Source organism: Acidobacteriota bacterium, assembly GCA_020845575.1.
Lineage (GTDB): Bacteria > Acidobacteriota > Vicinamibacteria > Vicinamibacterales > Vicinamibacteraceae > Luteitalea.
Window position 1 is genome coordinate 35541 of sequence record JADLFL010000035.1, and the last position, 25387, is coordinate 60927.

Annotated in this window: 23 protein-coding genes; 14 read left to right on the top strand and 9 right to left on the bottom strand. The window is 69.1% G+C overall.

Annotation, left to right across the window (positions count from 1 at the left end; translation table 11 throughout):
• Nucleotides 1–47: 47 nt before the first annotated feature.
• Together IT182_09715 and IT182_09720 are read left to right on the top strand one after the other, a co-directional pair.
• Complete coding sequence (locus IT182_09715; protein MCC6163612.1) at nucleotides 48–617, top strand: sigma-70 family RNA polymerase sigma factor; 570 nt, start codon at nucleotides 48–50, stop codon at nucleotides 615–617.
• On the top strand, nucleotides 598–3102 hold the full coding sequence (locus IT182_09720; GenBank protein MCC6163613.1) for a protein kinase: 2505 nt from the start codon (nucleotides 598–600) through the stop codon (nucleotides 3100–3102). Before IT182_09715 ends, IT182_09720 begins: the two co-directional genes overlap by 20 nt.
• A gap of 193 nt (nucleotides 3103–3295) precedes the next feature.
• On the opposite strand, the gene IT182_09725 is transcribed toward IT182_09720, so the two are convergent.
• A complete protein-coding gene (locus IT182_09725) occupies nucleotides 3296–4216 on the bottom strand; it encodes a hypothetical protein (GenBank protein ID MCC6163614.1) in 921 nt (306 codons plus the stop codon).
• A 78-nt stretch (nucleotides 4217–4294) separates the two neighbouring features.
• Between IT182_09725 and IT182_09730 the strand changes: the two genes are divergently transcribed.
• From IT182_09730 to IT182_09740, 3 genes are read left to right on the top strand one after another with little or no spacing between them, the layout of a single operon-like run.
• A complete protein-coding gene (locus IT182_09730) occupies nucleotides 4295–4591 on the top strand; it encodes a PqqD family protein (protein ID MCC6163615.1) in 297 nt (98 codons plus the stop codon).
• 2 nt (nucleotides 4592–4593) lie between these two features.
• Entirely contained in the window at nucleotides 4594–4986 is a 393-nt protein-coding gene (locus IT182_09735) for a lasso peptide biosynthesis B2 protein (protein MCC6163616.1), read from the top strand.
• Nucleotides 4979–6148: a nucleotidyltransferase family protein gene (locus IT182_09740; GenBank protein ID MCC6163617.1), complete on the top strand. Its 1170-nt coding sequence runs from the start codon at nucleotides 4979–4981 to the stop codon at nucleotides 6146–6148. The genes IT182_09735 and IT182_09740 overlap by 8 nt, the downstream gene beginning before the upstream one ends.
• Before the next feature lie 4 nt (nucleotides 6149–6152).
• On the opposite strand, the gene IT182_09745 is transcribed toward IT182_09740, so the two are convergent.
• The 3 genes from IT182_09745 to IT182_09755 all read right to left on the bottom strand — a co-directional run bounded on the left by IT182_09745 (nucleotide 6153) and on the right by IT182_09755 (nucleotide 9952).
• On the bottom strand, nucleotides 6153–7052 hold the full coding sequence (locus tag IT182_09745) for an SCO family protein (GenBank protein ID MCC6163618.1): 900 nt from the start codon (nucleotides 7050–7052) through the stop codon (nucleotides 6153–6155).
• A complete protein-coding gene (locus tag IT182_09750) occupies nucleotides 7030–9639 on the bottom strand; it encodes a VCBS repeat-containing protein (GenBank protein MCC6163619.1) in 2610 nt (869 codons plus the stop codon). The genes IT182_09745 and IT182_09750 overlap by 23 nt, the downstream gene beginning before the upstream one ends.
• A 97-nt stretch (nucleotides 9640–9736) precedes the next feature.
• Entirely contained in the window at nucleotides 9737–9952 is a 216-nt protein-coding gene (locus IT182_09755; protein ID MCC6163620.1) for an acetyltransferase, read from the bottom strand.
• A 126-nt stretch (nucleotides 9953–10078) separates the two neighbouring features.
• Between IT182_09755 and IT182_09760 the strand changes: the two genes are divergently transcribed.
• From IT182_09760 to IT182_09775, 4 genes are all read left to right on the top strand, one after another.
• A complete protein-coding gene (locus tag IT182_09760; GenBank protein MCC6163621.1) occupies nucleotides 10079–10528 on the top strand; it encodes an Rrf2 family transcriptional regulator in 450 nt (149 codons plus the stop codon).
• The gene (locus IT182_09765) at nucleotides 10525–10896 is read left to right on the top strand and encodes a group III truncated hemoglobin (protein ID MCC6163622.1); all 372 of its coding nucleotides are present in this window, start codon (nucleotides 10525–10527) and stop codon (nucleotides 10894–10896) included. The genes IT182_09760 and IT182_09765 overlap by 4 nt, the downstream gene beginning before the upstream one ends.
• 51 nt (nucleotides 10897–10947) lie before the next feature.
• Complete coding sequence (locus tag IT182_09770) at nucleotides 10948–12135, top strand: metallophosphoesterase (GenBank protein MCC6163623.1); 1188 nt, start codon at nucleotides 10948–10950, stop codon at nucleotides 12133–12135.
• 186 nt (nucleotides 12136–12321) lie between these two features.
• Nucleotides 12322–12888, top strand: coding sequence for a hemerythrin domain-containing protein (locus IT182_09775; GenBank protein MCC6163624.1), 567 nt, complete (start codon nucleotides 12322–12324; stop codon nucleotides 12886–12888).
• Between the two features lie 257 nt (nucleotides 12889–13145).
• Here the strand turns inward: IT182_09775 and IT182_09780 are convergent, their stop codons facing one another.
• On the bottom strand, nucleotides 13146–14219 hold the full coding sequence (locus tag IT182_09780; GenBank protein MCC6163625.1) for a hypothetical protein: 1074 nt from the start codon (nucleotides 14217–14219) through the stop codon (nucleotides 13146–13148).
• A gap of 36 nt (nucleotides 14220–14255) precedes the next feature.
• On the opposite strand from IT182_09780, the gene IT182_09785 reads away from it, so the two are divergent.
• A complete protein-coding gene (locus tag IT182_09785; GenBank protein MCC6163626.1) occupies nucleotides 14256–14855 on the top strand; it encodes a sigma-70 family RNA polymerase sigma factor in 600 nt (199 codons plus the stop codon).
• A 16-nt stretch (nucleotides 14856–14871) separates the two neighbouring features.
• Entirely contained in the window at nucleotides 14872–17523 is a 2652-nt protein-coding gene (locus tag IT182_09790; GenBank protein MCC6163627.1) for a serine/threonine protein kinase, read from the top strand.
• Between the two features lie 37 nt (nucleotides 17524–17560).
• Here IT182_09790 and IT182_09795 read toward each other — a convergent pair whose 3' ends face one another.
• Nucleotides 17561–18145 carry a DinB family protein gene (locus tag IT182_09795; protein MCC6163628.1) on the bottom strand — a complete coding sequence of 195 codons (585 nt, stop codon included), beginning with the start codon at nucleotides 18143–18145 and terminating at the stop codon, nucleotides 17561–17563.
• Between the two features lie 57 nt (nucleotides 18146–18202).
• On the opposite strand from IT182_09795, the gene IT182_09800 reads away from it, so the two are divergent.
• Complete coding sequence (locus IT182_09800; protein MCC6163629.1) at nucleotides 18203–18934, top strand: peptidylprolyl isomerase; 732 nt, start codon at nucleotides 18203–18205, stop codon at nucleotides 18932–18934.
• 43 nt (nucleotides 18935–18977) lie between these two features.
• Here IT182_09800 and IT182_09805 read toward each other — a convergent pair whose 3' ends face one another.
• The 3 genes from IT182_09805 to IT182_09815 form a co-directional block, all read right to left on the bottom strand.
• Complete coding sequence (locus IT182_09805; GenBank protein ID MCC6163630.1) at nucleotides 18978–20135, bottom strand: cytochrome P450; 1158 nt, start codon at nucleotides 20133–20135, stop codon at nucleotides 18978–18980.
• A gap of 15 nt (nucleotides 20136–20150) precedes the next feature.
• The gene (locus tag IT182_09810; protein MCC6163631.1) at nucleotides 20151–20411 is read right to left on the bottom strand and encodes a DUF2249 domain-containing protein; all 261 of its coding nucleotides are present in this window, start codon (nucleotides 20409–20411) and stop codon (nucleotides 20151–20153) included.
• A 117-nt stretch (nucleotides 20412–20528) separates the two neighbouring features.
• Nucleotides 20529–22676 carry a glycoside hydrolase family 3 C-terminal domain-containing protein gene (locus tag IT182_09815; GenBank protein MCC6163632.1) on the bottom strand — a complete coding sequence of 716 codons (2148 nt, stop codon included), beginning with the start codon at nucleotides 22674–22676 and terminating at the stop codon, nucleotides 20529–20531.
• 159 nt (nucleotides 22677–22835) lie between these two features.
• On the opposite strand from IT182_09815, the gene IT182_09820 reads away from it, so the two are divergent.
• A complete protein-coding gene (locus IT182_09820) occupies nucleotides 22836–23132 on the top strand; it encodes an antibiotic biosynthesis monooxygenase (protein MCC6163633.1) in 297 nt (98 codons plus the stop codon).
• Between the two features lie 423 nt (nucleotides 23133–23555).
• Nucleotides 23556–25376, top strand: coding sequence for a patatin-like phospholipase family protein (locus tag IT182_09825; GenBank protein MCC6163634.1), 1821 nt, complete (start codon nucleotides 23556–23558; stop codon nucleotides 25374–25376).
• Nucleotides 25377–25387: the final 11 nt, after the last annotated feature.

Consider the following 25387-nt stretch of genomic DNA (forward strand, 5'->3'; position numbering starts at 1 on the left):
ACAACTGGAGCGCCTGGTGCTCGTGAGGCCGGGGCTATACTCCCGCCATGGCGGGAGACGTCACGACGCTGCTGGCGCGCTGGAGCGACGGCGATCGCGACGCTCTCGACGAGTTGATGCCGCTGGTCTACGGCGAGTTGCGCCACAACGCAGGCGCATATCTGCGCCGGGAACGCGACGACCACACGCTCCAGCCGACGGCACTCGTCCACGAGACGTGGCTGCGACTGGTGCGCCAGGGCAACCCCTCATTCGAACATCGGCGCCAGTTCTACGCGCTCGCGGCGCAGGTGATGCGGCGGATCCTGATCGACCATGCGCGCGCCACCCGCGCCGACAAACGCGGGGGCGACCACATGCGCGTGGCGTGTGCGTCCGACGTCGGCACGGATGCACCGGCGTTCGAGGACCTGCTGTCGCTCGACGCCGCCCTCGCACGGCTGGCGACAGCCAACGCACGGCAGGCGCAGGTCATCGAGCTGCGCTACTTCGGCGGCCTGAACGTGGAGGAAGCCGCCGACGTGCTCGGCGTCTCACCGGCCACTGTGAGCCGGGATCAGAAGGTGGCCGAAGCGTGGCTCGGCCAGGCGATGGCCGATGACGGCGAACAGGACTGATACCGGCGCGCCGCTCGATCCGGTGCTGTGGGAACGCGTCGAGCGCGCGTTCCTCGCTCTCGAACACGTCCCGGCAGACGAGCGGGACGCCGCGATCGCAAGCCATGCGGCCGGCGATGCCAGCCTCGCGCGCATCCTGCGGCGCATGCTGGGCGCGGCCGAACACGCACCCGCGCGCATCGGAGACGCCATCGCGCGTGCCGCCGACGCCGTCGCGGCCATCGCACCCGGTTCGTGGATCGGACGCCGTGTCGGCTCATACGTCGTCCTGCGCGAGATCGGACGCGGGGGCATGGGTCTCGTGTTCGAGGCCGCACGCGCCGACGCGGCGTTCGACAAGCGCGTGGCGCTCAAGGTCGCTCCCGACTGGCGCGGGGGCGACGACTCGGCCGCCCGCTTCCGCGCGGAGCGCCAGATCCTCGCCGGTCTCGAACACCCCAACATCGCGCGGCTGCTCGACGGCGGCACGGAAGACGGCGTGCCGTACTTCGCGATGGAGCTCGTTGACGGCGAGCCCATCACTGCGTATTGCAACAGGCACGGCCTCGACCTCGACGCGCGCCTGCGCCTCTTCATCGACGTGTGTCTCGCGGTCGAATACGCGCACGACCATCTCGTGGTGCATCGCGACATCAAGCCGGCCAACATCCTCGTCACGGCAGGCGGCGTGCCCAAGCTCCTCGACTTCGGCATCGCCAAGGTGCTCGGCGGACGCGCCGCAGACGCCACGCTCACGGCGGTCACCGCGTGGACGCCGGCGTACGTGAGTCCCGAACAAGTGCGCGGATGGCCGATCACGGTCCGCACCGACGTCTATTCGCTTGGCCTCGTGCTCTACGAACTGGTGTGCGAGTCGCGTGCCCGGAGTACGGAGACGACAGCCGACGCGAGCCTCGTCGCCGCACTCTCCGAGGCCGCACTCGACGCGCCGAGCGCACGTCTGCGCGCGGCCGGCCGGCGCGATCTGGCCAGGCGCGTGGCAGGCGACATCGACACCATCACGCTCACGGCCGTGAGTCATGCACCCGACGAGCGCTACCGCTCCGTGGCGGAGTTGCGCGACGACATCACGCGCGTGCTCACGAACCGCCCGATTCGCGCACGCATGGCGAGTCCGCTGCACCGTGCGCGCAAGTTCGTGGCACGCCACGCCGTTGCCGTGACGGCCGTCGCCATCGCCGCGACGCTCGCCGTCGCCGGACTCGTATCGGCGCTGAACGAAGGGCGCAAGGCCGATCGTCGCTTCCAGCAGGTGCGGGCGCTCGCCAACACGTTCGTCACCGACGTCCACGACCGTATCGCCATGCTGCCGGGATCCACGGAAGCACGCCACGCGATCGTGCAGACGGCCCTCACGTACCTCGAGAGCCTGCGCGCCGACGTCGGGACCGACGCGGCCCTGGCCGTCGAGCTCGCGAGCGCGTACGAAAAGGTCGGCTCCGCGCAGGGGCTGCCGACAGGGCCGAACCTCGGGAACACGGAAGGCGCGCTGGCAAGTTACGACACGGGCATCGCGCTGCTGCAGCCGTTCGCGTCACAGGAAAACGCGGCGAGACAGACGGTGTCGCTGCTGAATCTCCGCGGCGTCGTGAGACGCGCACGTGGGGATGTCGATGGCGCGATCGCCGATCTCGACGAGGGCGTCGCCATCGGGCGCCGGCTGCTGGCAGCCCGTCCGGACGACATCGCCACGATGGATGTCCTGGGCAGCATCGTGGCCAACAGAGGCCGCGCCGCATTCGAACGGCGTGATTTCGGCGCCGCCGAACGAGACGGGACCGATGCGATGGCGCTCGCGGAGCGCCTCGTCGCGGCCGCGCCGCAGAACTCCCTCCACAGGAACTCGCTCGCGGCGGCACACCTGGCCGTCGGTACCGCGCAGCTCGGGGCGGGGAGGCTCACCGACGCCGCGACGCACTACAGGGAATCCACGACGATCCGTGAGGCGTTGGTGCACGAGCACCCCGACAACGCCGCATACCGTCGCGCGCTCGCCATCGGCTACGGCACGCTCGGTGACGTGCTCGGATACAGGCCCGACAATCTCGGGGATACCGATGGCGCCGTCACCGCGTTCACGAAAGCCGCCGCACTCATCGAGCAGGCGCGCGCCGAGGATCCGAAGGATCGGCGTGCGCTGTACGACCTCGCGAACGTCCACGTGCGGCTCGGACGCGTGTACGCGAACGCGCAGCCGGCACGGATGGACGACGCCTTGTCGGCCCTCGAGCGGGCCACCTCGAACGTCGACAGCCTCCTCGCCGAGGATCCGGAGGTCCTCACGTACCGCTACCTGCGATTCGTGGTGCTGAGAGACAAGGGCTACGCGCTGGCCCGGATCGGACGGCGAACGGCCGCCATCACGGCACTGGAGGACGCCGCCAAGGTCGGTGCCGCGCTGCGTGGAGGCCCGAACGACGCGACCGTCGCCGATGCGATGACGGTCATCGCGACTCGCCTCGACGAACTTCGCCTCGCACGGTGAAGGGAGTGGGAGTCACGCCTGAGAGGGTGTGCGTGACGCAAACGCACGAGCGCTGACTAGAACTCGGACGCGGCAGAGGGCCTCTGCTGCGTCATCCGCGCCAGGTCGCCGTGATCGACGACACGAGGCGTCTGGTACGGCTTGCGTGGCGTCTTCTCCGTCCCGGGAACGGTCGTTTTGAGCGTGCATGAAGTCAACGACGAATCTCCTGTTGAGGTAATGCCGACGCAAGTGTAGCACGCCATGGCGCGGCGACTATCCCCTCCAGCGCGTCGACGACGGCGGGGATGACGGTCAACTCACGCGGTCGTCGAAGCGACCACACGGGCACACGCGCCGCGAGGTGCGCACACTGCCGCAGGTGCCGGGCACGCTGGATGTCGACGAGCAGCGGCCGGCAGAACGAGTACCGCACCAGCTCGATTGCGGCAGCACCGGGGTCGAGACGCTCGCACGCGAAGTCCCCATCGTCGAGCGTCACCAGCGCCGCTATCGGAGCCGGGTCCGACGCGAGAGCCGGCAAGGCATAGGTACGCTTGTCTGCGGCCATCCACGACGCCCGGACCTCGACGCCCGCCGGCGGCTCGTGCAGACGCACGAATGGCGCGTGGGGATGCACGCGCGGGTGGTCTCCGTCCCCGGCGTCCACGACGGCGATGTCATCGGCGAGCAGGGCGTGCCCGCGGCCGGCACACGCCGTCGCCATGGTGGACTTGCCAACGCCGGAGTGGGCGAGCACGACGACGGCTGCCGAACCGATCCGGATGACAGCCCCATGCAGGACCAGACGCCCGCGCTGCATCGCCGCAACAGCCAGCAGGGGGCCTGTCAGCCACTGCGCCAATGTCCCTGGCTCGACGTCGGCCTGAGGCCAGGCGAGCACGTATGCACCGTCCTCGACGATGAAACGCCCGGCGCCGGCAGCCACGACCCTGACGCGCCGGCCATCGGAACTGGCCTCGTGGGTGTCGCCATCAGGCGGCGGCATACCTCGGCGGTCGACGATGGTGAGATCGGCGGCGGCAGCGGGATCGGCGGCGGGGACGCCGGGCAACTCGAATGGCGATCGCACGACCATTCCGCCGAGCCGGTATCGGCGTTCGATCATCGTCATGACGTCGCAGTGTGGGCCACGCCGCGCGTGCATGGCAAACGGAAGCGCGTCGATGGCTCTCGTGGCATGATGGACCTCGTGCTCACCCCCGGCTCGCGATTGGTGGCTCGCGCCGACGTGCTCGGTAGTAGTGTCGGCGACGAGGCCAGCATTCTGCTGGATCCCGTGGCGGGCCGGTACTTCACCATCGAGGGGGCGGGCACGAGCGCGTGGGCGGCACTCGCCGTCCCCGTGACGTTCGATGCGCTGTGCGCGCGCGTCACGGCGGAGTTCGACGTGGACGATGCCACCTGCGAACGCGACATGCGCGATCTCGTGACGCGCCTGATCGACCTCGGACTCGTCCGCGTCCTGGACGAGCACGACGCGGACTGACCATGCTGTCGCGTCTCTGGCGCCTCGCGATCGCCGCGACCGTCGTCGCCGTGGTTCGCGTGTGCCTGTGGACGCTGCCCTTCGCGCGCGTCGAGCGCCTCGTCACGCGTGGGCGCACATGGCGGTTCGGCGCCGTACGGGAGATGCCCACGCACGTCGCCGGGCGCGTCCACCGCATCGCGCGCTTCATTCCTTCGGCCTCCTGTCTCACACGCGCGCTTGCCACGCAGATCCTGTTGGCGTGGCAGGGACAGGCGTCCACGGTTCGCTACGGCGCCCGTCACGACGCCGCGGGGTTCGCCGCGCATGCGTGGGTCGAGATCGACGGACGGTCGCTCGATGCGTTGTCGAGCGACTACCGGCCGTTGCACCCGGCGGGAGTGCCGCGTGGCTGATCGCATGGCCAGGCGGCTGGTCGCGCTCGCAACAGGCGACGTGGCGAGCCGGCCACCTGTCCGCCGTAGCCCCGACGACGAGCGGGGCGCGACGTCGGGCGAAGGTGGAGGCCCGGCCCCCGCAGACGATCACGTCGTGCGGACGCTGTACACGCAAGGGTTGTTGTCGTGGGGACACGACGTGGCAGTCGCCGACGGGTGGCCAGCAGATGTACGCGAACGGATCGCGCGCCTGCGGGCCGACGCCGTGAGCAGGGCACTGGCACAAGCGGCGTTGCTGACGACCCTGCGGCAGGAGGCCGAGCACGCCGGCATCCCGCTGATGGTGCTCAAGGGCATCGCCCTCTCGACGGCCCTGTACGGCGACCTTGCGCGCCGCCACTCCGTCGATCTCGACGTGCTCGTCTCACCCGTCCACGCGGGCACCATCGCCGGAGTGCTGCGCGGTCTCGGTTTCGTACCGGGCCACCCATGGCAGGACGGCGGGTCGGACGAGTTCACGCGATGGGCCCGGCTGCACCATGAGTTCGCGTTCACCGACGCACGCGGCCGGGTCGTCGAACTGCACGCGCGACTCACTGGTCCCTTGATGGGACGCAGCCGCCCCTTCGAGGCGTTGTGGCACGACCGTCGAGAGGTGCGGCTCGGCAGTTGCCACGTGGCCATGCCGTCGTGGGAAGACAGCGTTCCGCACCTTGCGGTCCACGGCTTCTGCCATGGATGGGAACGGCTGTCGTGGATCGCCGACATCGCCGCCATCGCGACGCGCGCCGACGTCGACTGGGATCGCACGCGTACGCTGGCCGGCGAGTTGCGGTGCGTCACGGCCGTGGAAGCGGCACTCGGGATCAGTCACGCCCTGTTCGACACGCCGTTGCCGTGGCGTCCCGGCGCGCGTGCCGATCGCGCGGCGCGTGCCGTCGTGACGCGGATCGAACGCGGACGATTCAAGCCGCCCTTCGCCGACTGGCTCGGCGATCACTTCCGCAGCAGGGATGGCTGGATCGATGTCGCCCGGCACGCGTGGGCGTTGTGGCGTGTGCCGGCCGCGGATGATGCCAGCCCCGGCGAGTGGCCGCCGTCGGCGCTGTCGCTGACGTGGCGGCGCCCGCTCCGCCTGGTCCGTCGCCACGTGATCCGCGGCACGCGCGACGCCGCCTGACGCGTCAGCGGCGCAGCACGCTCTGGAGCAGGTCTCCGAGCTGGCGCGACGTGAACTGGTTTCCCTCGATGTTGGCCACGAGTACGCCCTGCCGATCGATCACCGCGGTTCGCGAGGTGTGGTTCATGAATCCCTCGTCGAGGAAGTAGTCGACACCGAACGTGTCGCACACGCGGCGGACCTCGGCGGGATCGCCCGTGAGAAAGCGCCAGCCATCCGTCGCCGCACGCAGCGCCGTCCTGGCGTACGCCGCCAGGACTTCCGGCGTGTCGCGCACGGGATCGAACGTGATCGTCAGGAAGACGAGGTCGTCCTCGAGCTCTGTGCTGAACCGTCGCTGCTGGGCGCCGAACTGATTGGCCACTCGGAAGCAGAACTGCGGCTGGGTGCAGCTCGTGTAGATGAAGTTGACCGCCACGACGCGGCCCCGCAGATCGGACAGCCTCACCACGCGCCGCGTGTGATCGATCAACCGGAAGTCCGGAACCGCTGTCCCGACGGCGATGCCGCCGCGCGCCTGACCGGTGACCATCTCGGAGAGCACCGAGAGCCTGTTGGCCGTGAACGGATCCTGCTCCGCCGTGCGGTACTGGAGCACGCGGACGCCTTCGGCGTGCGAGGAATCTGGCCCCATCACGAGCGTGAACGTGATGCGCGCGCCCGGGTGCACGCCATCGAGTTCCTTGCTGTCGCGCACCTCGAACGGCATCGTCATCGCCGGCATCACGCCCTCGATGTCCTCGTGCGAGACAGTCATCTGCTCACGGGTCGGGTGGACCTCGATCACCATGCCGGCGACCTGGTGACGCGTGGTTGCCTCGTCCTGTGCGACAACCGGGGCGCTCCAGGCGATGGACGCGGCGGCGAGGAGGCCGAGCGTTCTAGTGCGCGTGCGTGGCGGCACGGGACGTCACCTTTCCGAGTGGGAGTACAGCGCGCGCGAGCGGCTTGGCGACGGGCTCGAACTCCGTGATCTCGAACGTCTGGTTCGCGGTCAGGTTCGTGAAGCGCTGACGCGTGTTGGTCGACGGCCACCACACGTCCACCCGCACGACGCGATCGGCCTTGCCGAGTCCGATGTGCTGCAGGAGCGGGGAGCCCCCGAACGATCCGCCCGTCGTCACCGTGCGATGCATGACGCGCTGGCCGGCGGGCCCCTCGGCCGTCACGGCGATCCGCGCGCCGATCGCGCTGCGGTTGCTCTTGACGCCCACCAGTTTCAACGCCAGCCAGTCGTTGCCGTGGCCGGGGTTGCGGAAGAGGCGCACGGCGTGGGAGTCGCCCGGCACCGCGCCGCCCACCTCGAAGACGATGTCCTGGTCACCATCGTTGTCGAGATCGGCGAACGACACCCCGTGACCCTTGTGCAGTTCACCGGTCCCCGACGAGAACGTCACGTCCACGAAGCGCGTGCCGTCCTTGTTGCGCAACAGCGAGCTCGGCGTGAGCGCGCCGTAGGACGGGTTGCCGGTCCCGAGATAGATGTCGAGCCAGCCGTCGTTGTCGATGTCGCCGAAGTTGGCGCCCATCGGCATGAACACCTTGCCGAGGCCGACCGCCATCGACACGTCGGCGAAGGTGCCGTCGCCCTTGTTGCGATAGAGCTTCAGCGTGGTGCCGTTCGGCGGCAGGCCGAGGTAGGTGCGCGCCGACTCGACGACTGACGTGTAGTAGCTGGTGACGAACAGGTCCTGCCAGCCATCGTTGTCGTAGTCGAACGCCCACGACGCGAACGCCTTCAGCGAGCCGGGCACACCGGCGGCCAACGCCACTTCGGTAAACGTGCGGTCGCGGTTGTTGCGATAGAGGAAGCTCTCGCCGGTGAGGTTGGACGCATACAGGTCCTGCCAGCCGTCGTTGTCGTAGTCGAACGCCACCACGCCCTTGGTGAACGCGACGTGCGTCAGGCCCGCCGCCTTCCCGATCTCGCGGAACGTGCCGTCGCCCTGGTTCAGATGGAGCTGCGCCTCGCCGCCCTCCTGGCCGACGAAGATGTCGAGCAGCCCGTCGTTGTCGATGTCGGTCCACACGGCCGCCTGCGTCGCGGTGATCGGCCCGTCGAGGCCGGCGGCCACCGTGACGTCCGCGAAGCCGCCCTTGCAGTCGTTGCGCAGCAGCGACTTGCGCTGCGGACGGTCCCAACCTCCGCGCAACACCAGGATGTCCACGCACCCGTCGTTGTCGTAGTCGGCGTGCACCGCATTGAGGCCGCCGAGCTGCCCCGTGAGCCCCGACGCGGCGGTGACGTCCGCGAACGTGCCGTCGGGCAGCCGACGGAACGACTTCATCTGCGCGCAGGGGTCCGAGCTCGAGGTGATGAAGTCGAGCAGGCCATCGTTGTCGAAGTCGTCGACGAGCGACGACCCTGACGTCGCCACGGAGTGCAGCCCCACGTCCCTCGCCACGTCGGTGAAGCGACCGAGGTCTTCTGCGGATTCGAACGTGGACGGCGGGATGAGGTGCGCGGGCGGCACTTCCTTCGGATAGCCCCCCACCGTCATGTAGGCGATGTTGAGCATCCACTTCACTTCGAGCTCGTCGGGCCTGTGCGACAGGTAGCGGAGGAAGTGCTCGATCGCCTTGCGGGAGGCCGTGGTGTCGGCATACGGCGCGAGACCCAGCGGCGTCAGCAGGCAGCGATCGTCGGCGTGCTCCTGCACGCTGTTGTCCATCTCCGCCTTCCGCAACCACGCGATGCCGAGCGCCTCTTCGAGCTGGACGGCCGTGGGATCCGACGGTGACGCATGCGTGACCACCAGCGCGAGCGCCTTCGAGAACTGATCGATGACCGCGTCCATCCGCCCGCTGTACGCATACGTCTGTCCGAGCCCGAAGTGCAGTTGCAGCACGCGCGGCGGCGGCATGGTCACTGCCGCGCCACCAGGCCCCAGCAGTTGTTCGTACCGGCGTGTGAGGCTGTCAACGGCGTCGCGGCGCGCCTGGCAGATGCTGCCCGGGAGCGTGTTCCACCCGTCGGGTTTCGGCAGGGCATCCTGCCCGGTCAACACCTCGCCGAAGCCCGAGATGTTCAGCACGTACTTCACGCTTCCCGACGCCGTCAGCCCGGGGTTGGTGGGGTCGGGTCTGGCGCCGACTGCCGCGCCGTGCGACACGACCTGCACGAGCGCGAAGCCGGCGGGCACCGCCACCACCGACGTGACCTGTCCCGGTCGGACACCGCGCAGCGCGTCACGCAATTCGGGGCGGAGCTGCGCCGGGTCGATCGAACCCAGCAGCCCGCCGTCCGGGGCCGACGGATCGACAGAATGCTCGCGCGCCAGCGTCGCGAAGTCCTCGCCCGCCTTCGCCCGTGCAAGCACGCGCTGCGCCTCGCTCTCCGACGCCACGATGAGGATCCGCAGCACCACGGGTCCTTGCCCGGCATCCTGCATCGCCGCACTCGCGCGGACGTGGAGGCCGATGCACACGGCAATAGTCACGAGCAGCAGGCCCCACGGCCTGAGGACAGGGCGGAAGATCGAGCGAATCAAGCGATCGAATGTACGGCACTCAGGCACGAACCGTGACAGCGGCCGGGCGATTCCGGTGGGGTTAGCTTCAAAGCGGCGAGAGATTAGCTGGTATGCACTAGGCTAGTCCCGGCCCGTCATTCATCGCCAAGGGGAGTTCGGTGACGACAGACGCGAGGTCCACCGAGCGGATGGCGTCGAGCGCGCACTCCCAGCGCCCCTCGACGCACAGTCCGCGAATCCCTGCGTCTTCGTACGCAGCCATGGCTGCCTCGAGACAGGCCTGCCTCACGGCTTCGAGTCGTTGGTGGTCGTGCGTGTCCGTTCGCGTCATGGCAGGGACTCCCGCGCCCATTCTGTCTCTCTTCCCTCTTCGTCCTTCGACCTCGGGCCCCTGGGCCTCCCGGTTGCCGGTTGCCGGTTGCCGGTTGCCGGTTGCCGATTTAAACTTGCATGGCGTATGCAGCTTAACGCGTTCACCGACTACAGCCTGCGCGTCCTCGTGTATGCGGCATCGCAACCCGAGCAGCAGTGCGTGACGGCCGATGTCGCCGCGGCGTTCGGCGTGTCTCGCAACCATATGGTCAAGGTCGTCCACGCGCTGCAGCGGTTCGGGTACGTGCGGACGGTGCGCGGCAGACGCGGCGGGTTCCGCCTCGCGGCGGCGCCGGACCGCATTCGCCTCGGCGACGTCGTCAGGCGCACCGAAGGCACGCTCGCGCTCGTCGAGTGCTTCGAGACAGGGAGCGCATGCCCGCTCACGCGGGCGTGCGGCATCAAACGTGCATTGAGCAACGCGTCCAGCGCGTTCTTCGAGGTGCTCGACAGGTGGACCGTGGCCGACGCGATCGGCGAGCCGCAGTGGGCCGCGCGCGTGCATCGGCTGCACGTCCGGAGGAAATCGGCATGACAGACATCACTTCGCGTCCGGACATCGAACGCCTCGTCGACACGTTCTACGGACTCGTGCGGGGAGACGACCTGCTGGGCCCGATCTTCGATGACGTCGCGCACGTCGACTGGGCCGAACACCTGCCCAAGATGTACGCCTTCTGGGACGCGGTGCTCTTCGGCACGCCGGGGTTCAAGGGCAACCCGCTCGCGACGCACGTCATGCTCTCGCGCAAGACGCCGCTCGCCGAACGCGAGTTCGGCAGATGGATCACGCTCTTCCACCAGACCGTCGACCAGGAGTTCGCCGGGCCGATGGCCACCGAAGCCAAGCGGCGAGCCGAGCAGATCGCCATGACCATGCAGTACCACGTCAACGCGCATTGACGGAGGCCTCGGTGCAGGGGTGGTAGGCTGACTGCCGAGGAGCCCTCCCTGATGAAGCGCCGCCATTTCGTCAATTCGCTCACGTCCGGGCTCGTCGGTGTGCTGGGCACCAGCCGCGAGGCTACGGCGGTCGCGACGCAGGGGCCATCGCCCGTTCGTACGCCGCTCGTGCTGATGGCACCGCGTCCCGATGGTGTCGAGGCGATCTGGGCGGTGAACCGCCTCTGCACGGGCCGCGTCGAGTGGGAGGCCGCCGACGGCACGCGCGGGAACACGGCCACCACGTCGTTCGGCTTCGTCCCGCAGGGCGAACACGTCCTGCGCGTGCGTCTGCAGGGCTTCACGCCAGGCGCGACGTATCGGCTTCGCACCGTGACGCGGGCCGCCGGAGAGACGGCCGAGATCCCGAGTGCGTGGAAGTCGTTCCGGACGCTGGATCCGTCAGCGGCTCGTACGTCGTTCGTCGTCTGGAACGACACCCACATCCACGACGAGACCATCAAGCGCCTTCACGAGGTGACGCCCGCCGCCGACTTCCTCGTCTGGAACGGCGACACGTGCAACGACTGGAAGACGTCGGACATCCTCGTGCCGACGCTGCTGCACCCCGGAGAGTGCGACATCACGGAAGGCCGGCCCCTGCTCCTCACGTTCGGCAATCACGACGTGCGGGGACCTCGCGCATTCGAGATGCCCGACATCGTCGCCACGCCGTCGGCGCGCCCCTTCTACGCCTTCAGGTCTGGACCCGTCGCGGTGATCTGCCTGCACACGGGCGAAGACAAGCCCGACGACCATCCCAGTTTCGGCGGCCGCGTCGCGTTCGATGCGCTGCGCAGGGAACAGGCGGCCTGGCTGGCCGACACGATTCGGCAGCCGGGCATCAGCGACGCGCCGTATCGCGTGGTGTTCTGCCACATCCCGCTGCGGTGGCTCGATGAAGGTCCGCAGGACTACGCCGCCACGGGGTTCGATCGCCACAGCGGCCGCAGCCGCGCCGCGTGGCACGACTCGCTCGTGGCGTGGAAGACACAGGTCATCGTCTCCGGCCACACGCACCGCCGCGCGTGGCTGCCTCCCACCACCGAATTCCCGTACGGCCAACTCGTCGGCGGCGGTCCGAGGCTCGAGGGCGCCACATGGATCGGCGGCGCCGCCGACGCGCAACAGCTCACGCTGCAGGTGCACGACCTCCAGGGCACCGTCCAGGAAACCGTGTCCTTCAAGCCCCTCCGGTAGAACCCGCCGGGGCGCGCGGGAATCCGGTGCCCGGTGCCTCGACGCTCGGACTGGACGAGTCGTGGACGGGCCCACCACCATGACGCGCATCAAGCAAGAACTCCAGGCACAATCGGCGACGCCAGTGAGCCATTGGCGATCGTCGCGGTCCTGAATGGCGCACCCTCGGTGCGTCATAATCGGGACGTGCGCATCCAGATCGGGGGACAGACGCATCACGGGTTCGACGAGCCGCTCGGGCTGCTGAGCGACTGCCATCGGCGGATCGAGCACTTCCTGCAGGTGCTCGTCACCGTCGACCAGCGCCTGTCCGGTGGTCGGCTCGACGCCGAGCACCGGCACGCACTCGAAGCGGCCGTGAAGTACTTCGAGCAGGCAGCGCCGCACCATACGGCCGACGAGGAGGACAGCCTGTTCCCGCGTCTGCGCGCCAACGGTGATGCCGACGTCCGGAGGGCACTGTCACTCGTGCAGCGGCTCGAACGCGACCACGACACGGCCGACGCGCACCACGACGTCGTGAACGGGCTCGTGCATCGCTGGCTGCAGGATGACGGACTCGCCGCGCCGGAAGCGGCAGCGCTGCGTCAGCATCTGGCGGCGTTGCAGGCACTGTACCGAGCCCACATCGCCGTTGAGGACGATGAAGTGTTTCCCGTTGCCGCCCGCGTCCTCGACGAACGGACACTGCAACAGATCGGTCAGGAGATGGCCGAGCGCCGCGGCGTGTCAGTGCCAGCAGACGTGTCCTGACCGGGCACCGGGCACCGGAACTCAGACGTCGGGCGCGGGCCGGCGACAGGACCCGCGCCTTCACGCCCGCTCGCGATTGCTTCACGGGCTCTTCCAGCCCGTTGGTCAGCCGTGCGCCCACTCGGATCACCGGCGTCGGCTCGCTCGGGGCGGGGAACACCGGCTGGAGAGCGATGACGCGGATGCCGTTCTGCAGGCGATCCCGGCAACCAGGGAGCGGCTCGACCTGGACGTCGAGTTGGCGTCACCGGCCGACTTCATCCCCGCAAGGACGTCGCCGACTGCTCGCACGTGGTCTGCTGACGCGAGCAACGCGATCCAGTTGACCGTCCTGCCGGACGGCCAGTAGCACGCAGAAGCGCGGCGCCGAGCATGCCGCAGGCGACGAGCAACAGCCCGCCCGGTTCGGGAACGGTGGTCTGGTCGTCCGAGCCGGCGTCGTCGAGCGACGTGAGCCTGAACCAGCCGTCCGACGAGAGGGTCATCGGGTCGCCGAGGAACGCCTCGGCCAGGACCTCGGCGCGCGCCGCGCCGACATACGCGTACATGTCGTAGTAGACGGTCAGTTCGCCATACGGCGGGATCGACGGCAGCGCGAGCGTTGCTGCGTACGCGCCGATGTCCATCCGGAAAGTGTTGCCGTCCAATGTGGTCGTCAGATCCGCGTGGCCGCTGCTCGTCGTCTGGACCTGATGCGGCGGCGGTAGTCCTGAGTCGCCGTCCATACGGACGTAGTAGTCGAGGAGCGAGCCCGTCGTCTCGTCCCACGTGCCCCCGAACCCGCCCGCCGGACTCTTGAGTACGTAGTCGATCGACGCAATCACGCGTCCGAAGACCGCGTCGAAGGTCTCGGAGAAGTCGGTGATCTCGATGTGTCCGGCTGGGATCCCGAACGAGAACTGCATGAGATCGAGGCTGCGGTCGTCATGGCTGTTCTTGATCGTCATGCTCATCCGCGCGAGTGCGACGGATCCGCCGGGCGCGCCGACGTTCTTGTCGATGCCCACTTCGAGCGTGCTGGCATCGGCCAACGCCGACCCGAATCCGCTGTCGGGGTTACCCGCCGCGTACGCCACGTAGCTCTCGTTCCTGTCGCCGGAGCCGGGAACGACAGGCTGGGCGGTATAGGGCCTGACCGCGAGATACTCGCGAATCGGAAACGCGATCGGCAGGCCATCCCGGAGATCCGACGACCCGAAGATGAGACGCACGCCGGTGTTCACCTCGTACGACACTCCGATCAGGTCGAACGGCTCTGCCGCGGCGGGCGTCGCCAGGAGCCACGGCAGAGCCATGACCATCAGCAGGCGTGCGGTTGGTCGTCTTGTCATCGTTTCCTCCACAACTGGGGATCGCGTCGACCGCGCGTGAACCTGGTCACGCCCATGGAAGGCCCTGTCACACGGTGTCTGTCGGAATGGCGCGAGGGCGATACGAGTGCGAGGGATCGGCTCGTGCCGCTCGTGTATGGCGAGCTGCGATCGCTGGCGCGACGCCAGCTCGCCCGTGAGTCGGCGGCGCACACGCTGTCGGCAACAGCACTCGTCCACGAGGTCTACCTTCGCCTCCTGCGGCAGCGGCAGATCGCGGCGCACGACCGTCAGGCGTTCCTGCTCGTGGCGGGCGCGGCGATGCGGCGCGTGCTCGTCGACCACGCGCGTGCCCACCGGCGCCTCAAGCGAGGCGCCGCGCAACACGTGGCGTCGCTCGACGATGTGGAGGTGCCGATCCTGAGCGCACTCGAGATGGAGGAGGTGCTCGCAATCGACGCGGCGCTCGACGCACTCGACGCCCGGAACGCACGTGCCAGGCAGGTCATCGAATGCCGGATCTTCGGCGGCCTCACGCTCGAGGAAACCGCACACGCACTGAACCTGTCGCCGAAAACCGTACAGCGCAGTTGGACGACAGGGCTGGCCTGGTTGCGCAACGTCATCGGCGTCCCCGCCGTCGACACGCGGTCCTGATCGCGGTTGCCACGTCGTGAGCACGGAGTCCTGGGATCGACTGGAAGAGCTGTCCACGCAGTTGCGCGACCTGCCGGACTCCGCGCGCACCGCGGCGCTCGACGCCGCCGGGGTGGATGCATCGCTGCGAGCGGAGGTCGAGACGCTCTTGCGCGCGTCGACTGACGACACCCGTCTGTCGATCGAACGGCTCGTGCAAGACGAGGTGTCGAGTGAGGAGCGCGACACCGACTCGTGGCTGGGCCAGAGGCTTGGCCCGTGGCGGGTCGCACGTGCGATCGGTCGAGGCGGCATGGGCGTGGTGTACGCCGCGGCCCGATGCGACGGCGCGTTCGATCTCGAAGTCGCGGTCAAGCTGTTGCAGTCCGGCGCTCGGAATCCATCTGCCGTCGAGCGCTTCCGCATCGAACGACAGGTGCTGGCGGCGCTGAAGCATCCGTGCATCGCGGGTCTGGTCGATGGTGGCTTCGCACCGGACGGCACGCCGTACCTGGTCATGGAACTGGTGGACGGCGTGCCGATCGTGCGCTGGGCAACGGACTCCGGCGCACCGGCAGCGGATCGCCTGCGGTTGTTCCGACGCGTGTGCGACGCCGTGCAGCACGCGCATCGCGCCCTCGTCGTGCATCGCGACATCAAGCCGTCCAACATCCTCGTCACGCGCGACGGCGACGTGAAACTGATGGACTTCGGCATCGCGAAGCTGCTGGAACCGTCGACGTGGGGATTGCGCGAAACGGACACGCGCGTGGAGATGCGCGCGCTGACGCCCGCGTACGCGGCGCCTGAGCAGGTCCGCGGCGATCCCGTCACGACGGCCACCGACGTCTACGCGCTCGGCGTCCTGCTGCACGAGTTGTTGACCGGCGTGCGCCCGGGACACACACCGGCGACGACGCTGGCTCGCGATCTCGATCGCATCATCGGCAAAGCCATCGCGGACGACCCGGATCGTCGCTACGCCTCCGCCGGACAACTCGGCGAAGAGATCGCGCGCTATCTCGAGGGACGGCCGGTGCTCGCGCAGCCAGACACCCTCGGGTATCGCGTCAGGACGTTCGTGCGGCGCAATCCCGTGGCAGTGGGTCTTGCCACCACCATCGTCGTGAGCCTTGCCGTGTTCGCGGCCATCTCCGCCTGGCAGGCGCGCGTGCTCGCCGAACAACGGCGCGTGGCGCAACACGAACGCGACACGGCCAATCACGTCGTCGGCGTCCTCGTCGATCTGTTCCAGACCACCAACCCGTCCGTGCGGCCCGACGGCCATCGCATGGCCCTGGGAGAGTTCCTGGCCGGCGCCCAGGTGCGTGCCCTCGACTCGCTGCGCGACGCGCCTGAGGTGAGGGCGCGCCTTCAGTACGTGTTCGGACGGATCCACCTGACGCGCGGCGCGTACGCCGACGCGCGGCGTTCCCTGGAGGACGCCGGTACGTCGCTGCGCGCGGCCGGCGGCACCGATTCGCCGGAGACGCTCGACGTCCTCGTCGCGCTCGGCGAGACATGGCATCACGCCGGCGATTCCGCGCGCGCCACGGCGCTGCTCGAAGAGGCACTGACGCGTCATCGCACCGCATACGGCGATCGCGATCTGCGGACGGCTGCCGCACTGCAGGCACTGGCGCCAGCCGTGGCGACCACCGATTTCGTCCGGTCCCGTGCGTTGCTCGTCGAGTCGCTGGAGATACGGCGCGCGCTCCTGCCGGCAACGGATCGACTCGTCGGCGAGGCACTCGCGTCACTCGCCGCGCACCATCACAGGCGTGGCGAGGCCGACCAGGCGCGGCGCTACTACACGGACGCGCTGGCGGTCTTCCGGACACCGGCCCTCCGGAGGCATCCGACGGCGATCAGTCTGCGTGGCGATCATGCCACGTTGCTCGACAGCCTCGGGGCGCACGACGAGGCGGCAGCGCTGCAGGCCGAGGCGCTGGAGTTGGGTCGATCGATCGTCGGACGCGAGAGCCTCGTTGTCGCGAATCTCCTCAACAACTCCGGCGTGACGCTGCAGTGGCTCGGCCGGCACCGCGAGGCGGAGGCGCACTATCGGGAATCGTTCGAGATCCATCGTGGACTGCTCGGCGATGGTCATCTCCGCACGCGCAATGTCGCGCGAGGCATCGGCCGCGCGCTGACCATGCAACGCCGTCACGCCGAAGCCCTGAACTGGTTCGATCGCGCCATCGCCGATCCACTCGGAGACGACGAGGAATTGCGCGCCGGCGTGTGGGGCATGCGCGCACAGCGCGCGCGTGTCCTGTCGGCACTCGATCGCCCCGGAGACGCCGTCAGCGAAGCCTCGCGTGCTGTCGGCGCGCTGTCACGCATGGCCGCCGCGCCAGGCGCCGACAACACCGCACGCGTCAGCGCGCGAGCGGCGCTGGGAACGGCGCGTGTGACGCTGGGCCATCTCCTCGTGAATGCCGACCGCACCACGGACGCCGAAGCCCTCATCGTCGACGCGCTCACAGGCATGACCGGGCTCGACGCGTCGCACCCGCGACGCGCGGAAGCCGAGTGCGAGCTCGCACGCGCGCGTCTCGCCCGCCAGTCGACGGATGTGGAGTGGGCGCGCCTGGCTGCGTGCCTGCCGCGCTACAGCGCGTGGCCGCTGGCCGAGCAGGATGCCGTCGAGGCGCTGGCGCGCCTGCACGCGGCGCGCCCGCGATGATGGCATCCGCTGTTGCGCGATCGCGTGCGAAGTTCCGTTACGACACCCAGGCGCGATCGCCCGACTGCTCGCCGGCGCGCCTGACGCGCCAGGCCTGCTGCAGGTGACGACGGCCGTGCGCGGCGAGGACGTGCAGGCCCGTGGCCAGGCTGAAGCGCAGGCCCGTGAAGAGCGGGTTCCAGTACATCACGCCGGCAAGATCGAGGTCGGCATACGTGCGCAGGAACGCGAGGACGGCGCTGTTGGACGTCAGGAAGCGATCCGACCCATCGCGCAACGAGACGGCCGGCCGAGGGCGAATCGCGCGCGGCGCGCCAACCGTGATGGGCGATTTCGCCGCGGGCTCCATCGACCGCACGACCCAGCCACCGAACAGGCCGGGGACCGCCGGGCCACGGCGGAGGCGTCCCTTCGCCAGTGCACGCGTCGCCGGGCCTTCCATCGCCGTCAGGTATGCGGTGTTGCCGGCGGCCATGTGGTCGAGACACTCGGCCACGCTCCATGACCCGGGCGCCGGATTCCACGTTCCCTGCTCCCCGGTCAGGCCGCTGACGAGGACGCGCGCCTCCTCCTCGTTCGCCTCGAGCGCGCGCTCGAGCGCCACGATATCCGGATGCGTCACCGTCATCACGCCATGCCTCCCCCTTCGCCCCCAGAATCATCCCACGCCGGACGGGCCATGGACGCGGCCCTGCTCGGCGGACATCCTGCAGCGGCGCGATGCGGCAGGCCCACGGCTCGTGGATGGTGCCGGCCGCACGCTCGCCAACGTGTCTTCACCTGCGGTACGGTTACGGCGGTGATCGCACTCCTCGTCTTCGCGCTGGCGGCGCTATCGCTGTCGACACAGGCACCGTCATCCACGACGCCGGGCACCGTTCCCATCGTCATCGAGACGGCACTGGGATCGATCGACGCGGAGGTCGATCTCGTGCGTGCGCCGATCACGGCCGCCAACTTCCTGCGCTATGTCGATGCGGGTCTGTTCGACCAGGGCGACTTCCACCGCACCGTGCGTCCCGACACCGAATCGCGGAAGGACTACCCCATCGAAGTGGTGCAGGGTCGGATGAACCGCGCGCGGCGCGACGAGTCGTTTCCCGCCATCATGCTGGAACCGACGCGCGTCACGGGCATCACGCATACCGATGGTGTGTTGTCGATGGCTCGCAGCGGGCCCGACACCGCGACCGACGAGTTCTTCATCGTGATCGGCAGCCAGCCGACGCTCGACTTCGGCGGTCTCCGCAACGCCGATGGCCAGGGCTTCGCCGCATTCGGCCGCGTCACGCGTGGGCTGGACGTGGTCCGCCGCATCCAGGCAGCGCCCGTTGCACCCGGTACACAGACGCTGACCCCGCCGATCGCCATCACGCGCATCCGTCGCGTCGACCGCGCTCCGCGCCCGTAGGGACCGCTTCCTCTCCCTTCGGCAGTCTCGACGTATCGAGTCCTCACACGAGTCGGATCGGCAGTCGGCGCCATCCGCCGACGGGATACGTCTCACGCTCCGCGGCGACATCGTCGGCCAGCCCGATCGACGTCGTGTGCTGCAGCAGGGCGTCTGTCGCCGCCACGAGTTCGAGCGTGGCGAGCGGACGGCCAGGGCACACGTGTACACCAGCGCCGTACACCAGGTTGTGCGCGGCATTCTCGGCAGGACGATACGCGTCCGGATCGTCGAAGACCGCTTCGTCACGATTGGCCGACGTCCAGTTCAGGTACACGCGCGTCCCCGCGTCGAGCCGGAATCCCGCCACATCGGTGTCACGCGTGACGAGGCGACGGTTGACGAGGAACGGGTCGTCGATGCGGAGCATCTCGTCGATCGCCGGCGCCAGGCCGCTGGCGTCGGCGCGCAGTTCCGCCTGGACGTCCGGATGCGTCGCCAGGAAGTGGATCACGACACCAAGAGCGGCCGCGATGGAGCCGAGATCGCCAGCCGTCCAGTTCCGGAGGATCGACACGACGTCGGCGTCGCTCAGCGGACGGTCCTCGACACGAACGCGAAGCAGTTCGGTCGTCGGGTCCGCCGGTGCCGCATCACCACGGGCGCGACGACCGCGCACCTGCTCCGCGACGATCTCGTCGAACGCGGCGGCGACGGCGGCTGTCTGCGAACGGTCGGCAGACCGCGTGGCCGCATGGTTCTCCACCATCCACGCAACCAGCCGCTCCTCGACGCCGTGCCACCCGAGCCACTCGACCTGCGCGTGGACGGCGAACGGATAGCCGATGTCGACCACGGCGTCCACGACGGCATCGCGCGGCACGGCAGACACGATCCGTTCGGCGCACGCACGCACGCGCGGTTCCAGTTCGCGCATGCGTTCCGACGTGAAGAACGGGTCGATGACGGCGCGGAACGCCGCATGCTCGGGCGGATCGAGACTGTTGGGCACCTGACGATACCCGGACACAGCCGATGAGAACGTGCCCGGGTCCAGGGCGGCTGCCGCGACGTCCGCATGCCGGAAGAGCGTGACGCCGCGCGGCGAACGCGCGACAGGGCATGTCGCCCGCCCGCGATCGTACGTGGCGCGCTGGTCGGCCAGGGACTCGGCAGACAGCGGCTCCCACAGGGGGATCTCGTCTCCAGCGCGCAGTGTCATGTCAGGTGGTGACGATCAGGCGCCCAGCTTCTCGAAGTCGATGACGATCATACCTGGCTCGCGCTGGACGTACGCGATTCCGACCGCGTCACCGTAACGGGCTTCGATCTGCGCCAGGAGCGGCAGCGGATCGTGGTCGTTGCAGAACCGCATCGTCTCGCCTGGCACGAGTGCGTCGAGCGCGCCGAAGATGGCAGCGTGGCGAAATCGCTTGGCGATGCCACGTGCGTCGAAGGGGTAGAGCTGGTCGGCCTGAAGGTGCAGGTGCGTAGCCATGCCGCCGAGCATGACGCGTCTGCCGCGCCCATACCTTGCGGCAGCGCAAACGATCGGTCTGTCGTCGCACCGCACCCGTCCCCGCGCGCGCAGGGTGACGCATGCGTTGCCCTGCCTTCACGGCGTCTTCAGTCCCCTGCGTCGTTCCATCGCGCTCGCGTCCGTGCCACGAAAGGTGGTCGACAGCGCGCCGAGGGTCACGGTGATCGGACCTGCGGCCGGGCGTCTCGTTCCCTGCTCGTCGACGAGCGTCAGCGGTTCGGCGTCCAGTGGGAGGTTCACGCGAGTGGATGCTCCGGCCTCGAGCGTCACGCGACGGAACGCCGCCAGCGCCCTGCGCGGCGCGGACCCGCCTGCACCCTCGTGTGTCACGAAGGCGAGCACCACATCGTCACCGGCACGCGCGCCGGTATTGGTGACAGTGACCGAGAGCACGGGTGTCGCGCCCACCTCGCGGGTCGACTCCACGCGCAGATCGTCGTATCGGAATGTCGTGTAGCTGCGTCCGTGTCCGAACGGCCACAGCGGCTGGCCCGAGAAGTAGCGGTACGTCCGCTCGCGCATGGAGTACTCGCTGAACGGCGGCAGGTCGGCCGTCGATGCGTAGAACGTCACGGGCAGGCGACCTCCCGGGTCGGCGTCGCCGAACAGGACGTCTGCCACCGCGGCTCCGCCTTCACCACCCGGATACCACGCGACGAGGATGGCGTTGGCGCGCGCCTTGATCGTGGGAATCGCCTGCGCACTGCCTCCCGTGATCACCACGATCATCGGCTTGCCGAGTGCCGCGACCTCGTCGAAAAGCTGGACCTGCGGTGAGGGGAGTTCGATCGCCCGGCGATCGCCGCCGGGATTGCTCTTGTCCTCGCCCTCTTCGCCTTCCTGCCTGGCCGTGAGGCCCAGGACCATCACCACGGCATCGCTGGACCCGGCTACGTCAACCGCTTTGCGCCGGGCTTCGGACGTGCCGCGCGTGATGTCGCTCCCACGCGCGCTCGTGACAGTCATGCCGCGCGACGCGGCGGCCTGCCGAAGCCCGGCGAGGATCGTGACCGGAGCCGACGGCGTGCCGTTGTAGTTGCCGATCAGGGCGTCGAGATCGTCGGCGGTGGGACCGATGACGGCCAGGCGCGTCAGCGTCGGCGCGAAGGGCAGCACGCCGTCGTTCTCGAGGAGCACGAGCGACTTGCGCGCGACGTCGCGATTGAGCGCGCGGTGCGCCGTCGAATCGTTCAGTGCATACGGGGTCCGCGCGTATGCCACGCGCTCGGGGGGGTCGAACAGGCCGAGCCGCATCCGCGCCGTGAACAGTCGCGTGAGCGCGCGATCGATGTCAGCCTCGGTGAGCAGGCCGCGCTGCACGGCTGCGGCGAGGTGACGGAAGTCGCTTCCGCATTCGAGATCGGTGCCGGCCCTGACGGCCTGCGCGGACGCCACCGCCGCATCGGCTGAATACCGGTGCCGTTTCCACATGTCGTTGATGGCACCACAGTCGGTGACCACGTATCCGTCGAATCCCCAGCGTGCGCGCAACAGGTCGTCGAGCAGCGCGCGGCTGCCGCTGACGGGCACCCCGTCGACCGCGTTGTAGGCGGTCATCACGGACAGCACGCCGCCGTCGCGAACCGCCCGCTCGAAGTGCGGCAGGTACGTTTCCGCGAGATCGCGCCGGCTCACTCTCGCATCGAACGTGTGCCGGCCGGCTTCCGGACCGCTGTGCACGGCGTAGTGCTTCGCCGTGGTGATGGTCTTGAGGTAGCGCGGATCGTCGCCCTGCATGCCGCGGATGAATGCGACGGCCATGCGACCCGCGAGCACCGGGTCCTCGCCGTAGGTCTCGTGGCCGCGGCCCCAGCGGGGATCGCGAAAGATGTTGATGTTGGGCGAGAAGAAGGTCAGGCCCTGATAGCGACCGCGCTGGCCCTGGCGTACGAACTCATGATGCTTGGCGCGAGCCTCGTCGCCGATGGCGGTGGCCACGCGCTGCATCAGCGGCTCGTCGAACGTCGCGGCCAGCGCAATCGCCTGCGGGAACACCGTGGCAACGCCAGCTCGCGCCACGCCGTGCAGGGCCTCGTTCCACCAGCCATAGGCAGGGACGCCGAGCCTGTCGATGGCCGGCGCCTGGTCCATCATCTGGCCGACCTTCTCGTCGAGCGTCATCGCTCCGACCAGCGCCGAGACGCGCTGGGCGGTCGGCAGATCGGGGTCGAGCCATGGCCGGCTCTCCGATCGTGTCTGCGCGATCGGCGACGAGGCTGCCATGGCGCAGGCTGCCGCCATCGCGCACAGCGCCCGGCTCACCCTTGCGAGTGTGTATGCTGCGTGCCGGCCGTGAATGGTCATCGTCGTCGCTCCCCGTGGCAATCTACCACCGGGATCTTCTTGCTGGCCTCGCGCCGGATTCATTCGTTGGAGGATGCCATGCACGGACAAATCAACAAGATCACCGCCGTTCCGGAGCACAGGGCCGCACTTCAGGAGCTGCTGTTGACGGGCATCGACGAGATGCCCGGGTGCCTCTCCTACATCGTGTCCGCAGACACCAGTGATGCGAACGTCCTGTGGGTGACCGAAGTCTGGGACAGTGAGCGCAGTCAGGAAGCGTCGCTGGAAGTGCCGGCGATCAAGCAAGCCATCGCGGCCGCCATGCCGATGATCGCCGGCTTCGATCGCATTGCGACAGTCAGTCCCGTCGGCGGCACAGGCCTCGGTGCGTAGAGCCGGGCGGCGGCTCCTGCCAACGCTGCCGCGCAACGGAGGTGGATGCCGCTCCGTCGCACGCTCCGGGTCGTAGCCCGCATCCCTGGTGACAAGTCGACGCGATGGCCGTGCCGCTGGCAACGATGACGTGGGTGCCGGGGCTGAGCTGATCGGAGGTGACGGCCGCCGGGCCAACCCCCGAAGCACGGGCCGGGCACCCGTCCGCCGCAGCCCGGAGGGCGAAGGTGGAAGCCCGGCCCGTGTGAGAACGGTGATGTTTCGCCACCGACAATGCCGCGTCGATTGACTTGCGTTGCGGCTTCCGTGGACAATCCGGGCTCCGTTGGTGGCTGCTGTCCTCCGAAGGTCGTGTCGCGACGTCTTGCGGCGGCCCGATTTCCCGCGCACCGTGTCGAGCGAAGACACCCAGGTGTAGGCCTGATGCAACAGGATTCGATGGCGGCCATCCTGGCGCAGGCGACACCGTCGCTGTTCCGCTCGCTGACGGACGCGGCGCTGCGGGGCCTGGAACCAGAACTCTCGATGGTGAGGCTCGACAGCGGTGAGACGCTGTTCACCGCGGGCGCGCACGCCGACGCCGTGTACGTGGTGGTGTCCGGCCGCCTGCGCGCCGTGCTCCAGGACGATCGCGGGGAGCGCGTGCTCGGCGAGATCGGTCGCGGCGAGTCGGTGGGCGAGATGGCGCTCCTCAGTGGCGAACCCCGCTCTGCGACCGTGTACGCCATCCGCGACACCGATCTCATCAAGCTGAGCAAGGCCGGGTTCGAGAGGCTCGTCGACCGCCAGCCTGCCGTCACGCTCGAACTCGCCCGCCTGATCATCGCGCGCTATCAACAGGCACTCGACGCACGCGCCGCCAGCCAGCCGATCGCGCTCGCCGTGATCCCCTGCGATGCGGCGGCAGCGGCCCAGGACTGCGCGGGCAGGCTCGTGCGCGCGCTGTCTGCCCAACGACGCGTGCTCCACGTCGAGCCCGAACGGCTGCGTGCCGAGCACGGGCTCCCTGCCGAGTGGCTGGCCGACGATGCGGGAAGTCGGTCGCTGGCCGCCTGGCTGCACGAGCAGGAAGTCAGTCACGACCATCTGGTCTACGCCGGCGACCCTCGCGCGTCCGCGTGGACGCGACTGTGCCTGCGACAGGCCGACCTCGTGCTGTTGGTCGGGACGGGGTCGCCATCGAGCATCGACGGCAGCCTCCTCGATCTGATTCAGGACGGCAGTGCCAGGCAGACGGCGCGCAGGGAACTGGCGCTGTTGTACGACAGTGCGCGCGGGGCGCCGCGTGGGACGGGGGACTGGCTCGCCCGCGTGCCTGTCGTCGCCCATCACCACGTCGACCCGGGGAGTCCGCGCGACTGCGCGCGGCTCGCGCGGCTGCTCACCGGCACGGCCACCTGTCTCGTACTCGGGGGCGGAGGCGCACGCGGACTGGCGCACATCGGGGTGCTGCGCGCGCTGGAAGAAGCGGGGCTCGCCGTCGACGTGATCGGCGGCACGAGTATCGGCGCCATCATCGGCGCCCAGTACGCGTCAGGCTGGGACGCCGCGCGTGTGCTCGACGAGACCCGCCGGAGATTCGTCGACGCGGGCACGCTGAACGACTACACGATCCCCATGATCGCGTTGCTGCGGGGGAAGCGCTACTTCGGCGCGCTCCAGCACCTGTTCGGCGATCGGCGGATCGAGGACCTGCCATTCACGTACTACTGCGTGTCGACGAACCTGACGCGCGGTGTGACGACGGCGCACCACGCCGGACCGCTCTGCAAGTGGATCGCCGCCAGCATCGCCGTCCCCGGGGTGGGGCCACCGATCTTCCATGACGGGGAAGTGCTCGTCGACGGCGGTGTGCTCAACAATCTGCCGGTGGACTTCATGCGGGGCCTCGGGCGTGGACTCGTGCTGGCCTCGGCCGTGTCTCCGGCGTTCACGATGCAGGTCGACGCCGCCACCGAGGACTTCACCTCCCCCTGGCGACTCGCGTTCAATCGCCTCAACCCGCTGGCCACGCCGGTCCGCGTGCCGACCATGGCGAGCATCCTGATGCGCGCGGCGTCCCTGCCGAGGCGTCCGGCGAAGGATCAGATTGCCGACCTCGTCTTCGAGCCGCCGCTCGAGGAATTCAAGCTGCTCGAATGGCGCTCGATCGACAAGCTGGTGGACATCGGCTATCGCACGGCCGTGGCGTCGCTCGAACGATGGCCAGGCACCGCGAGCCTGGCCAGGCGAGAAAAGGAGTGAAGGAGTGATGG